Source organism: Knoellia aerolata DSM 18566 (genome assembly GCF_000768695.1).
Lineage (GTDB): Bacteria > Actinomycetota > Actinomycetes > Actinomycetales > Dermatophilaceae > Knoellia > Knoellia aerolata.
This window is the reverse complement of record NZ_AVPL01000039.1, coordinates 22,556-35,175: the sequence shown is the minus strand read 5'-3', so window position 1 is coordinate 35,175 and position 12,620 is coordinate 22,556. Positions and strand designations below refer to the sequence as shown.

General features: G+C 71.6%; 13 protein-coding genes. 9 read left to right on the top strand and 4 right to left on the bottom strand.

Annotated features, from left to right (window positions below):
- On the top strand, positions 1-671 hold a 671-nt coding region (locus N801_RS13330; RefSeq protein ID WP_052112993.1), incomplete at its 5' end, for a DUF3152 domain-containing protein.
- A gap of 16 nt (positions 672-687) precedes the next feature.
- On the opposite strand, the gene N801_RS13325 is transcribed toward N801_RS13330, so the two are convergent.
- Entirely contained in the window at positions 688-1,275 is a 588-nt protein-coding gene (locus N801_RS13325) for a M23 family metallopeptidase (protein WP_035938660.1), read from the bottom strand.
- A 115-nt stretch (positions 1,276-1,390) separates the two neighbouring features.
- On the opposite strand from N801_RS13325, the gene N801_RS13320 reads away from it, so the two are divergent.
- Positions 1,391-2,800, top strand: a complete 1,410-nt coding sequence (locus N801_RS13320; protein ID WP_052112996.1) for a flavin-containing monooxygenase — start codon at positions 1,391-1,393, stop codon at positions 2,798-2,800.
- A 6-nt stretch (positions 2,801-2,806) separates the two neighbouring features.
- On the opposite strand, the gene N801_RS13315 is transcribed toward N801_RS13320, so the two are convergent.
- Complete coding sequence (locus N801_RS13315) at positions 2,807-3,967, bottom strand: pyridoxal phosphate-dependent aminotransferase (RefSeq protein ID WP_035938640.1); 1,161 nt, start codon at positions 3,965-3,967, stop codon at positions 2,807-2,809.
- Between the two features lie 43 nt (positions 3,968-4,010).
- On the opposite strand from N801_RS13315, the gene N801_RS13310 reads away from it, so the two are divergent.
- A complete protein-coding gene (locus N801_RS13310; RefSeq protein WP_035938639.1) occupies positions 4,011-4,706 on the top strand; it encodes a DNA alkylation repair protein in 696 nt (231 codons plus the stop codon).
- Between the two features lie 84 nt (positions 4,707-4,790).
- On the opposite strand, the gene N801_RS13305 is transcribed toward N801_RS13310, so the two are convergent.
- Complete coding sequence (locus tag N801_RS13305) at positions 4,791-6,044, bottom strand: MFS transporter (protein WP_035938636.1); 1,254 nt, start codon at positions 6,042-6,044, stop codon at positions 4,791-4,793.
- Positions 6,045-6,332: 288 nt separating this feature from the next.
- On the opposite strand from N801_RS13305, the gene rpsB reads away from it, so the two are divergent.
- Both rpsB and tsf read left to right on the top strand, forming a co-directional pair.
- Positions 6,333-7,358 (top strand): 30S ribosomal protein S2, encoded by a 1,026-nt coding sequence (gene rpsB / locus N801_RS13300; protein ID WP_035938634.1) that lies wholly within the window; start codon positions 6,333-6,335, stop codon positions 7,356-7,358.
- Positions 7,359-7,417: 59 nt separating this feature from the next.
- Positions 7,418-8,248: a translation elongation factor Ts gene (tsf, locus tag N801_RS13295; RefSeq protein ID WP_035938632.1), complete on the top strand. Its 831-nt coding sequence runs from the start codon at positions 7,418-7,420 to the stop codon at positions 8,246-8,248.
- A 113-nt stretch (positions 8,249-8,361) separates the two neighbouring features.
- On the opposite strand, the gene N801_RS13290 is transcribed toward tsf, so the two are convergent.
- Positions 8,362-8,961, bottom strand: a complete 600-nt coding sequence (locus tag N801_RS13290; protein ID WP_052112988.1) for a putative antibiotic biosynthesis monooxygenase — start codon at positions 8,959-8,961, stop codon at positions 8,362-8,364.
- A 90-nt stretch (positions 8,962-9,051) separates the two neighbouring features.
- Here N801_RS13290 and pyrH point away from each other — a divergent pair, with 90 nt between their 5' ends.
- From pyrH to rlmN, 4 genes are all read left to right on the top strand, one after another.
- Positions 9,052-9,807, top strand: a complete 756-nt coding sequence (pyrH, locus tag N801_RS13285) for a UMP kinase (protein ID WP_035938627.1) — start codon at positions 9,052-9,054, stop codon at positions 9,805-9,807.
- A 92-nt stretch (positions 9,808-9,899) separates the two neighbouring features.
- Positions 9,900-10,457 carry a ribosome recycling factor gene (frr, locus tag N801_RS13280; protein ID WP_035938625.1) on the top strand — a complete coding sequence of 186 codons (558 nt, stop codon included), beginning with the start codon at positions 9,900-9,902 and terminating at the stop codon, positions 10,455-10,457.
- Between the two features lie 21 nt (positions 10,458-10,478).
- Positions 10,479-11,339 (top strand): phosphatidate cytidylyltransferase, encoded by an 861-nt coding sequence (locus N801_RS13275; RefSeq protein ID WP_035938656.1) that lies wholly within the window; start codon positions 10,479-10,481, stop codon positions 11,337-11,339.
- The gene (gene rlmN / locus N801_RS13270; RefSeq protein ID WP_052112986.1) at positions 11,336-12,568 is read left to right on the top strand and encodes a 23S rRNA (adenine(2503)-C(2))-methyltransferase RlmN; all 1,233 of its coding nucleotides are present in this window, start codon (positions 11,336-11,338) and stop codon (positions 12,566-12,568) included. Before N801_RS13275 ends, rlmN begins: the two co-directional genes overlap by 4 nt.
- The last annotated feature ends 52 nt before the right edge of the window (positions 12,569-12,620 follow it).

The following is a 12,620-nucleotide window of genomic DNA, read 5'->3' as shown; positions in this document are numbered from 1 at the left end:
CACGCGCGACGGCCGACCACGCCCCGGCCGTGCTGGCGCGCGTCGGCTCGGCACCGAGCCCCGCTGCCGAGGAGGTCGAGGAGGCGGCGACCGTGGCCCCCACCACCGGCGCGGCGGTCGTCCCAGAGTCCGGCAGCGGACGGGTCGACGGCGTGGCGCTCCCGGCCATTGCGGCACCGACGACCCACCCCCGGCGCACCGTCCGGGTGGGGCTGCAGGTCGAGCGTGGGGCCGGAGTCGACGTGGCGGAGGCGGCACGGGTCGTGTCGGCGACCCTCGGTGACCCTCGTGGCTGGCAGACCCACGACGCCGTGCGGTTCCGGGTCGTCCCACCGGAGGCGGTGGCGGCCGGGGACGTCGACATCACGATCGTCCTCGCGAGCCCGAGCCTCACGGACGAGCTGTGTGCGCCGCTGCGGACCCGCGGCAAGGTGTCGTGCTTCAACGTCGGCAAGGTCGTGCTCAACGTGCGTCGGTGGATGCAGGGGGTGCCGGGCTACGGCACGGACCTCGCCGCCTACCGCCAGTACATGGTCAACCACGAGGTCGGTCACGGGCTCTACCACGGTCACGTCGAGTGCCCGCGGGTCGGCGCGGTGGCCCCGGTCATGCTCCAGCAGTCCAAGGGTCTCGACGGGTGCCGCCCCAACCCGTGGCCGACCAGCGGCTGAGGCGCCGCGAAGCCCCTCACCGCCCGGGGCCCAGGGGCAGCAGGATCACCGGGCCCGCGCCCAGCAGCTGGCGGGGGTCCACGTAGGCGGGCCCGACCAGGGCGCCCAGGTGCAGGCAGGCGCCTCCGCAGTGCGTCCGCCCGGCCACTCGTCCCAGCACGTCCCCCTGCGCCACCACCGTTCCGGAGCCCACGCTGGCCGCGACCGGCTCGTAGGTGCTCCGCAGGCCCGAGGAGTGCGTGACGCTCACCGTGCCCCGGCCCGCGATGACGCCGACGTGGCTCACCACCCCCGCGTCGACCGCGAGCACGCCCTGCCCCTGCGCCGCGGCCAGGTCCAGGCCACGGTGGCCGGCGCCGTACGTGGAGCGCGGAGGCACGAACGCGGACGTCACCGCCGGGCGCGGGTCCAGGGGCCAGTCCCAGACGCGACCCCGGTCGAACGCTCCTGGCGCCCGGGGCGGCGCGACCGGGGGAGTCGTCGCCGTCACCGTCCGGGCCCCGGCCGACGGGATGGCCGGCGCCGCGGCCCCGGGCCACGGCACGAGGCCGCCCACGGCGCCGAGCGCGAGCAGGGCCAGACGGAGAGCGGTCTGCCTCGACATGCACCGAGCCTCGAGGGCGAGGGGAGTCCGCACCAGTCTCGTCCGGCCGGCTGTGGACGACCGCTCAGGATCCGCCCGCCTGTGGAGCGGGGTCGGCGATGCCATGATCACCGCCATGGCCTACCTCGTGAAGCAGCGCCACCGGGCGCCGGCGGTCACCTCCCCGGTCCCCGTCGACCCCTCGCTCCCACGCGCCTGCGTCATCGGCGCCGGCTCGTCGGGCATCGCTGCCGCCAAGGCGCTCGCGGCCGCCGGCGTGCCGTTCGACTGCTTCGAGGCGGGCAGCGTCGTCGGCGGCAACTGGGTCCAGGACAACCCCAACGGCCGGTCCGCCTGCTACGAGACGCTCGAGATCAACACGTCCGGCCCGCGGATGGCCTACTCGGACTTCCCCATGCCGGCCGACTACCCGGCCTACGCGCGCCACGACCAGGTCGCTGCCTACTTCGACGCGTACGTCGACCACTTCGCGCTGCGTGACCGGATCACGTTCGACACCACGGTGGTCGACGTGTCCCGGGCCGCCGATCGCACCTGGTTGGTGCGCATCGAGGGCCCTGCCGGTGAGGAGACGCGCACCTATGACGCGGTCCTCGTCGCGAACGGGCACCACTGGGACCCGCGCTGGCCGGAGCCCGCCTACCCGGGGACGTTCGACGGTCAGCAGATCCATGCCCACGACTACCGGTCGGCCGAGCAGCTGAGGGGTCGGGACGTCGTCGTCGTGGGCTCGGGCAACTCGGCGCTCGACATCGCCGTCGAAGCCGGGAAGGTCGCCCGGTCGACGGTCCTGTCGCAGCGGCGCGGACAGTGGGTGCTGCGCAAGTTCTTCCTCGGCAGACCGTCCGACCAGGCCGCGCTGCCCGGCTGGCTCCCCTGGTGGGCCACCGCGCTCAAGCTGCGGATCGGTGCCCTGACCTCAGGCAACGTCACCCGTCTGGGGCTGCCGCAGCCCCGGCACGCGCCGGGGCAGTCGCACCCGGTGCAGTCCGAGGGCATCCGTTCGGCCCTGCGGTCCGGCGCGGTCACCCCCAAGCCGGGGGTCGACCGGCTCGAGGGGGACCACGTCGTCTTCGTCGACGGGTCGAGCGCCCCGGCCGACCTCATCGTGTGGGCGACGGGCTACAGGGTCTCGTTCCCCTTCCTCGACCCGTCCCTCGTCGACGCACGCGACAACGACCTGCCGCTCTGGAAGCGCACGATCCACCCCGACCTGCCGGGCCTGTACTTCATCGGGCTGCTCCAGCCGGTCGGTGCCGTCATGCCCCTCGCCGAGGCCCAGGGCGTGTGGGTGGCGGAGACGCTGACGGGTCGCTACGTCGCTCCGCCCACCGACGAGGTGCGCCGCCGGATGGCCGCCGACCACGAGCGCAACCGTCGCCAGTTCTACGCCTCCCCGCGGCACACGATGGAGGTCGACTTCGACCACTACCTCTGGGACCTCGACCGGGAGCGCCGGCGTGGAGCCGCTCGCGCGGCCACCTCCCGTATGCCGTCGGGCGCCGTCCCCGGGACGCCGGACTGACCAGGGTCAGGAGCGCAGGGCCGACAGCCGGACGGCTGCCTCACGCAGCACGTCGTCCTGCTTGCAGAACGCGAACCGCACGAGCGTGCGCGCGGCGTCGACGTCGTCGTGGAAGACCGACACCGGCACACCGGCGACGCCCACCCGGCTCGGCAGCGCGCGGCAGAAGTCGAGGGCGTCGGTCGCGCCCAGCGCCGCGACGTCGGCGACGACGAAGTAGGTCCCCCCGGGCACGGCCACCGGGAGGCCGATGTCACGCAGGGCCGAGACCAGCACGTCGCGCTTGTCCTGCATCGACCGGGTGAGACCGGCATACACGTCGTCGCCCAGTCCCAGCCCGAGCGCGACCGCCGGCTGGAACGGCCCGGACCCGACGTAGGTGAGGAACTGCTTGACCGTCCGGACCGCCGCGACCGCCTCGGCCGGGCCGCTCACCCACCCGACCTTCCAGCCGGTCACCGAGAAGGTCTTGCCCGCCGACGAGATCGTCAGCGTCCGCTCCGCCATGCCCGGAAGCGTCGAGATCGGCACGTGCGCCAACCCGTCGAAGACGAGGTGCTCGTAGACCTCGTCGGTCACCACCCACGCGTCGTGCTCCTGCGCCAGACGGCAGATGAGGTCGAGCTCGTCCCGCGTGAACACCTTGCCGGTCGGGTTGTGCGGGGTGTTGAGCAGCACCAGCCGCGTCCGGTCCGAGAAGGCGGCCCGCAGCGACTCCTCGTCCACCGCGAAGTCGGGGAACCGCAGCACCGACGTCCGGCGGACCGCGCCGGCGAGGGCGATCGATGCGGCATACGAGTCGTAGTAGGGCTCGAAGGTCACCACCTCGTCCCCCGCCTCGCAGAGCGCGAGGATCGTCGCCGCGATCGCCTCCGTCGCGCCCACGGTCACGAGGACCTCCCGACGCGGGTCGAGCTCGATCCCGTAGAACCGCCGCTGGTGGGCGGCGACGGCCTCGAGCAGCTCGGGCACCCCGGCGCCCGGCGGGTACTGGTTGCGACCGGAGTCGATCGCCGCCTTCGCCGCGTCGAGGATCTCCCGCGGTCCGTCGGTGTCGGGGAAGCCCTGTCCGAGGTTGAGGGCCCCGTGCTCGACGGCCAGGCCGGTCATCTCCGCGAAGATCGTCGACCCGAAGCCCTGCATCCGCTGCACCAGAGGGGAACCCATGTTCGCAGGCTACGCGGGACGCGCCGGGCCTAGTCTCGGTGGCATGGTCGACAACTCCGCGGACCTCGTCGAGTCGCTGCGGGCCGCCCTGCGCTCGGGGGCGGACCCGGTGCGGGCGGTCGGCCAGCAGCGCTACATGAAGAGCGAGATGCCGTTCCTGGGTCTCACCTCGCCGGCGCGGCGCGCGCTCGTGCGCCCGATCCTGGACGACCCCGCCCTGCGCCTCGAGTCACGCGAGGAGTGGGAGGGCGCAGTCCGTCGCCTCTGGGACGAGGCCGAGTTCCGCGAGGAGAGGTATGCCGCACTCGACCTGCTCCGCCACCGCGCCTACCGCACGTGGCACGACCCGGACGTCATGCCGCTCGTCGAGCACCTCGTCGTCACCGGCGCCTGGTGGGACCTCGTCGACGAGCTGTCCACCGTCGTCGGGGAGGCGCTCCTCGTCGACCCCGAGGGTGAGGGGCTGCGGATGCGCGAGTGGGCCGTGAGCGACGACGTCTGGCTGAGGCGGTCGGCCATCATCAGCCAGCTGCGCCACGAGGAGCGCACCGACGAGGACCTGCTCGAGGACGTCATCGAGACCAACCTCGACGATCGCGAGTTCTTCGTCCGCAAGGCGATCGGCTGGGCGCTGCGCCAGTACGCCCGCACCGATCCGGGCTGGGTCCGGGAGTTCGTCGACCGGCACACGCACCGCATCTCCGGCCTGAGCCGTCGCGAGGCGCTCAGGCACCTCTGACGCGCCTCGCCCGCCGCGCCCGAGGTCCGGGGTGACGAGTCGGGGGTCGGATGACGAGTCGGGGGTCCGGGGAGCCCCGACCCGTCACGCGTGCCCCGACACGTCGGGGTCGTCGTCCCCGGCGTGGGCGATCGAGTCGAGCTGGCGCCACACGAGCGCGAGCATGGCCGCAGTGCCGACGAAGGCGAACCAGAACGGGGCGGTGAGCCCCCACTGTTGCGCGATCGGGCCACCGATCGCCTGTCCGATGACGAGGCCGAGGAACAGCCCGGTCAGGTAGACGCTCCCGACCCGCCCCTGGTACGCCGTGGGCACCGCGCGCTGGCGCACCGTGTTGCTCACCGTCCCCCACGTGAACGCGTACGCCCCGAACGCCAGCATGATGAGGATGGCGACCCAACCGGTCGTCGCCAGCGCGAGTCCGAGGTGGGTGAGCACCTCCGCGGCGAGGCAGGCCTTCATCAGGGTCGCCAGCGAGAAGCGCCGCGTGAGCCGGTCGAAGCCCAGCGTGGCGACCACCCCGCCGACGGCGCTCGCGGTCGTGAGCAGCCCGAACCCGACCTCGCCCATGTCGAGGTGGTCCAGGGCGTAGAGCACGAGGACCGACCACGCGGCGCCCCAGGTGATGTTGAAGGTGAGGATGACCAGCGCGAGCGTGCGCATCGCCGCGTGGTGGCGCACCCACCGCAGCCCGTCGCGGATGTCGGCGCGGACGTGCGTGTCGACCGTGCCCCGGACGCCGCCCCGGGGGAGCTCCATCCGGCTCACGAGGCCGAGCGCGAGGAGGAGCAGGAGGACCTGGGTGACGAACGGCCACACCATGCCCGCCGCGAAGAGGAAGGCGCCCACCGGGGGCCCGACGAGCTGGTTGGCCGTGAGGAACCCGGCCTGCAGCCGGACCTGGCCCGTGCGCAGGTCCTCGCGCCGCACGAGCATCGGCAGGAGGGTGTTCGCCGTCGAGTCCGCGAAGACCTCGCACACGCCGTAGACGAACATCGTCGCGAGCACGACGCCGATGGAGACGTGGTCGGTGACGATGAACGAGCACAGGGCGGCGACGACGAGCACCCGCAGCGTGTTGGCGACGAGGACGATGCGCTTGCGGTCGAGCCGGTCGGCGATCGCCCCCGCCCAGAGGCCGAGCAGCAGCCAGGGCAGGCGCTGGAGCAGGGCCGCCATCGCGACGAGGGTGGGGTTGCGGGTCTGGGAGGCCACGAGCAGGGGACCGGCGGCGAGCGCGATCCCGTCGCCGATGTTGCTCGTCCACGCGGCGGACATGAGCCACCGGAAGGGCCGCCCGAGGCGAGCCGGCGCGATCATCTCCCCGAGGCGTGGCACGAGCAGCGAGGCTACGCGGCCAGGGACGGCGCGATTTCTCGGGGGAGCACATCACGCGTAGGATTGCCTGCGGTCTTCGTGTGCTCGCCCACGCGTGTGCTCGGAGGCCTAATTCGCGCGTCTCTCACCGCTGACTGGACCACCACGAAGCGGGGCGCACCGCGGCAGTCCTGTGCCAGCTCCACCGGAGCACACGGCATACGGCGTGGTGGGTCGAGACGCCAGGCAGGCAGTGCACGTCCTGTGCGCCGCCGACGCAACTGAAACCACGCACAAGGAGAACACGGCATGGCCGTTGTCACCATGCGCCAGCTCCTCGAGAGCGGCGTCCACTTCGGGCACCAGACCCGTCGCTGGAACCCGAAGATGAAGCGCTTCATCATGACCGAGCGCAACGGGATCTACATCATCGACCTGCAGCAGTCGGTGACCTACATCAACAACGCGTACGAGTTCGTCCGCGAGACCGTCGCCCACGGCGGCAGCATCCTCTTCGTCGGCACGAAGAAGCAGGCCCAGGAGCCCATCGCCGAGCAGGCGACGCGCGTCGGCATGCCCTACGTGAACCACCGCTGGCTCGGTGGCATGCTCACCAACTTCCAGACGATCTCCAAGCGCCTCACGCGCCTCGTCGAGCTCGACGAGATCGACTTCGAGGACGTCGCCGGCTCCGGCCACACCAAGAAGGAGCTCCTGCTCCTCAAGCGTGAGCGCGACAAGCTCGACAAGACCCTCGGTGGCATCCGTGGCATGGCCAAGGTCCCGTCCGCCGTGTGGGTCGTCGACACCAAGAAGGAGCACCTCGCCGTCAACGAGGCGCGCAAGCTCGGCCTGCCGGTCATCGCGATCCTCGACACCAACTGCGACCCCGACGAGGTCGACTACAAGATCCCCGGCAACGACGACGCGATCCGCTCCGTCACGCTGCTGACCCGGGTCATCGCGGACGCCGTCGCCGAGGGCCTCATCGCCCGTTCCGGTGGCAACGCGTCGGCCGACGCCGAGGGCACGGGCGAGGAGCCCCTGACCGAGTGGGAGCGCGAGCTCCTCGGTGGCGACGCCGAGGCCGCTGCGGCCACCGCCGAGACGGTGGCGCCGGAGGCCGGCGCGACCGCCGCCGCTGACGCCGTCGAGGCCGCTCCGGCCGCCGAGACCGAGGCTGCTCCGCTCGCCGAGGTCGAGGCCGCTCCGGCTGCCGAGACCGAGGCTGCTCCGGCCGCCGAGGCCGAGGCCCCGGTCGAGGTTGCTCCGGCCGCCGAGACCGAGGCCGCACCGGCCGCCGAGACCGAGGACGCTTCGGCCGCCAAGGCCTGAGACTCCTTCGTCCCACCTCCTCTCTGTCCGTCCTGCTACAGGAAGAAGCGATCACGCACATGGCGAACTACACCGCCGCTGACATCAAGGCGCTCCGTGCCTCCACGGGCGCCGGCATGCTCGACGTCAAGAAGGCCCTCGACGAGGCCGACGGCGACCAGGGCAAGGCCACCGAGATCCTCCGGGTCAAAGGCCTCAAGGGCGTGACCAAGCGCGAGGGTCGTTCCACCTCCAACGGCCTGGTCATCGCCAGGGCCGAGGGTGGCGTCGGCACGCTCGTCGAGGTGCTCTGCGAGACCGACTTCGTCGCCAAGGGTGAGAAGTTCATCGCCCTGGCCGACAAGGTCTTCGCGCAGGCCGTCGACACCCAGGCCTCCTCGGCCGACGAGCTCCTCGCGAGCACGTTCGCCGACGGCCAGTCGGTCAAGGAGCTGCTCGACGCGTCCAACGCGACGATCGGCGAGAAGATCGAGGTCAAGCGGGTCGCCCGTCTGGAGGCCCCCGTCGTGGCGGCCTACCAGCACAAGACGAGCCCCGACCTGCCCGCGCAGATCGGCGTCCTCGTGGCGACCGAGGGCGGCGACGAGTCCGTCGCCCGCGACGTCGCGATGCACATCGCCGCGTTCAGCCCGACCGTCCTCACCCGCGAGGACGTCGCCGCCGAGACGGTCGAGAACGAGCGTCGCGTCGCCGAGGCCACCGCGAAGGAGGAGGGCAAGCCGGAGGCTGCGCTCTCCAAGATCGTCGAGGGTCGCGTCAACGGCTACTTCAAGGAGAACGTCCTGCTCGAGCAGCCGTTCGCCAAGGAGCCGAAGAAGACCGTCGCCAAGGTCCTCCAGGAGGCCGGCGCCACGGCGACGTCCTTCGCCCGGTTCCGCGTCGGCGGCTGACCTGCGTCACTGAACCACGCACATCCGGTATGCCGTCCGCTCACCCGAGCGGGCGGCATACCTGCGTCTGCGGATGTGGCGGCTAGAACAGCCACCTCCGCAGACGCAACCAGTCAGGTGCGGGTGCGGGTGAGCCAGGGCTGGAAGAGCCGGGTCACCTTGGGGAGGATGAGGTACGTCATGAGCGGGGTCGCGGTCACGGTCGAGAGCAGGACCCGGGCCCAGGCGGGCCAGTCACCGCTGAACGGCGCGAACAGGTAGCCCAGCGCCAGGCTGGTCGGGAAGAAGGCCAGCCAGATGACGACCATCTGCTTCCACCGCGGGGGCGCGGGGGGAGTGGCGGGGGCGAGGTCGTCCACCGCTCGTTCGGTGGGCTCGTCGAACCAGCCCTCGATGCCGGTGCGGTGCTCGACCCGCGTGTCCTCGACGAGGTTGCTGCCGGCGGTGAGCCAACGGTTGCGCTCGGTCGACTCCTGCCAGGTCGCGAGGGACTCGGGCCCGTCGAAGCGGTAGAGCATGTGCCAGTCGATCGACCCGGTGGACGGGCGCACCCAGCCCGACCCGAGGAAGCCGGGGAAGTGGCTGGCCATCGAGGTCCCGGCGTCGGCCCAGGCACGCATGAGGAGCTCGTCCTCGGGTCGGACCCGTCGGGTGATGGCGACGGTCACGGGCCCGTCACCCCTCTGCGAGGTGGGTGCTGGTGTCTGCGTCACGACCCCAGTGTGCCAACCCTGGGGATGGCCACCACCCGCTGGTGTGCGAGGATTCGGGCCACCGCCAGCAGACACTGCCGAGGAGGCACGGTGACCACTGACGTCCAGACCCAGCCCGCTCCGACGACGACCGCGCAGCGCCCGCGACGGGTGCTGCTCAAGCTCAGCGGAGAGGTCTTCGGCGGCGGCCGGATCGGGGTCGACCCCGAGGTCGTCCGCGGCATCGCGGCCCAGATCGCCGCGGCCATCCGCCAGGGCACCCAGGTCGCCATCGTCGTCGGCGGCGGGAACTTCTTCCGCGGCGCCGAGCTGCAGCAGAAGGGCATGGACCGCGCGCGCGCCGACTACATCGGCATGCTCGGCACCGTGATGAACTGCCTCGCCCTCCAGGACTTCCTGGAGAAGGAGGGCATCGACACCCGCGTGCAGACCGCCATCACGATGGGCCAGGTCGCCGAGCCCTACATCCCGCGTCGCGCGATCCGCCACCTCGAGAAGGGGCGTGCGGTGATCTTCGGTGCCGGAGCCGGGATGCCGTACTTCTCCACCGACACCGTCAGCGCTCAGCGGGCCCTCGAGTGCAAGTGCGACATGGTGCTCATGTCCAAGAGCGGCGTCGACGGCGTCTACGACTCCGACCCCCGCACCAACCCGGCCGCCCGCAAGCTCGAGACGGTGACCTACGCGCACGCCCTCCAGCAGAACCTCAAGGTGGTCGACGCGGCCGCCTTCAGCCTCTGCATGGAGAACGGCCTGCCGATGATGGTCTTCGGCATGGAGGGCGAGGGCAACATCACCCGTGCCATCCAGGGTGAGCGCATCGGCACCCTCGTCGTCGCCGGCTGACCCGCGGTGGCTCTCGACCGGGCGATTCTTTGACAGACTGGACCCCGCCGCACCACTTCAGCGGCGCGGCATACCGAAGGAGACCTGCGCAGATGATCGACGACACCATGCTCGAGGCCGAGGAGAAGATGGAGAAGGCCGTCGAGGTCGCCAAGGACAACTTCTCCGGCATCCGCACGGGCCGCGCGCACCCCGGCATGTTCAACAAGGTCGTCGTCGACTACTACGGCGCGCCGACCCCGCTGCAGCAGCTCGCGTCGTTCCAGACGCCCGAGGCGCGCACGATCCTCATCTCCCCGTTCGACAAGGGCGCGATGGGCAACATCGAGAGGGCGCTTCGGGACGCCGACCTCGGCATCAACCCGTCCAACGACGGCAACATCATCCGGTGCATCCTCCCGCAGCTCACCGAGGAGCGCCGCAAGGAGTACATCAAGATGGCGCGCGGCCAGGCCGAGGACGCGAAGGTCGCGATCCGCAACATCCGGCGCCAGGCCAAGGAGTCCATCGAGAAGCTCGTCAAGGACGGCGACGTCGGTGAGGACGAGGGCGCACGCGCCGAGAAGGACCTCGAGTCCACGACGAAGAAGTACGTCGACACCATCGACGAGGTGCTCAAGAGCAAGGAGACCGAGCTGCTCGAGGTCTGACCTCGGGTGGACGTCCCCGTGATGAGCGACTCATCCACGACAGAGGAACCCGCTGCGCCTCCGGTGCAGCGGTCGCGCACGAAGGCCGGGCGCGACCTGCCCGCCGCCATCGGCGTCGGTGTGGGTCTGGCGGCCCTCATCATCGTCTCGCTGGCCTTCAACCGCGAGTTCTTCCTCCCGATCCTCGTGGCGGCCATCTGCATCGGCGCCTGGGAGCTGCGTCGGGCGGTGCGCCAGGTCGGCATCGACGCGCCGATCGTGCCCGTCGTCATCGGCGCGGTCTCGATGCTGCTCTCGGCCTACTACCGCGGGCCGGAGGCGCTTGTCCTCACCTTCGGGCTGACCTGCGTCGGGGTGCTCGTGTGGCGCGTCGCGGACGGCGTCGACGGTGCCATCCGCGACATCGCCGGCGCCCTGTTCATCGCGCTGTACCCGTGCTTCCTCGGGGGCTTCGCCGCGCTGCTCCTCGCCGGCGACGACGGGCACCTGCGCATCGTCTACTTCGTCCTCGTCACCGTCGCCTCGGACATCGGCGGCTACGCGTTCGGGGTCTTCCTCGGCAAGCACCCGATGGCGCCGTCGCTGTCGCCGAAGAAGTCGTGGGAGGGCTTCGCTGGCTCCGCGTTCACGTGTGCCGTCGTCGGCGCCGTGTCGCTGGTCCTCCTCCTCGACGGGACCTGGTGGCACGGAGCCGTCATCGGCGTCGTCGTCGCCGCCGCCGCCACGATCGGCGACCTCATCGAGTCGAGCATCAAGCGCGACCTCGGCATCAAGGACATGGGGACACTGCTCCCCGGCCACGGAGGCCTCATGGACCGGCTCGACTCCCTCGTTCTCTGCGTTCCGGTCGTCTGGGCGCTGCTCCTCTGGGCCGCACCGTGACCCCCGCCGAGCTGCCCGAGCCCACCGTCGGCCCGCCCGTGCCCGGGCAGCTGACCTTCCAGGCGCCCCGCCGCGGCAAGCCTCCGCGCCACCTCGCCGACCTCAGCCCCGCCGAGCGCAAGGCCGCCGTCGAGGCGCTGGGCCACAAGGGGTTCCGGGCCAAGCAGCTGTCCACCCACTACTTCGAGCGGCTCGTCGAGTCGCCCGAGGACATGACCGACCTCCCCAAGGCGGTCCGCGACGACCTCGTGGCCGACCTCCTCCCGACCCTGCTCACCCCGATCCGCACCCTCGAGGCCGACCGTGGTGCGACGCTCAAGTCGGTGTGGCGCCTGCACGACGGGGCGCTCGTCGAGTCGGTGCTCATGCGCTACCCCAGCCGGGTCACCCTCTGCGTCTCCAGTCAGGCCGGTTGCGGCATGAACTGCCCGTTCTGCGCCACCGGTCAGGCCGGGCTCACCCGCAACATGTCGGCGGCGGAGATCGTCGAGCAGGTCGTCGACGCCAACCGCAAGCTCCGCCACGGCGCCCTCCCGGCGATCGGGGCGACCCACCCGGCCGAGGCGGGGCTGGGCGACGAGACCGACCAGGACACGGGCGAGGCGTCGACGGCGTCCGCCGTCGGGCCGCAGCGCGTCAGCAACGTCGTCTTCATGGGCATGGGCGAGGCGCTGGCCAACTACCGTGCCGCGATCGGCGCCATCCGCCGGCTCACCGACCCCTCACCGGACGGTCTCGGCATGTCGGCGCGCGGCATCACGATGTCCACGGTCGGCCTCGTCCCCGGCATCGACAAGCTCGCCGCCGAGGGCATCCCGGTGACCCTCGCCCTCTCGCTGCACGCCCCCGACGACGAGCTGCGCGACGAGCTGGTCCCGATCAACACCCGCTGGAAGGTCGACGAGGCGCTCGACGCGGCCTACCGCTACTACGAGGTGACCGGCCGCCGTGTGAGCATCGAGTACGCGCTCATCCGCGACATCAACGACCAGGCCTGGCGCGCCGACCTCCTCGGCGACAAGCTCACCGCGCGCGGCAGGGGCTGGGTCCACGTCAACCCGATCCCGCTCAACCCGACACCCGGGTCGAAATGGACCGCGTCACGCCGCGGCGTGGAGCAGCAGTTCGTCGAGCGCCTGCGCGCCCACGGCATCCCCACCACCGTCCGCGACACCCGTGGCTCGGACATCGACGGGGCGTGCGGACAGCTCGCTGCCGCGACGACCTGACCCTCGCCACCTCGCGTCCGGCGTATGCCGGGCGCACCCTCCTCGGTTCCAG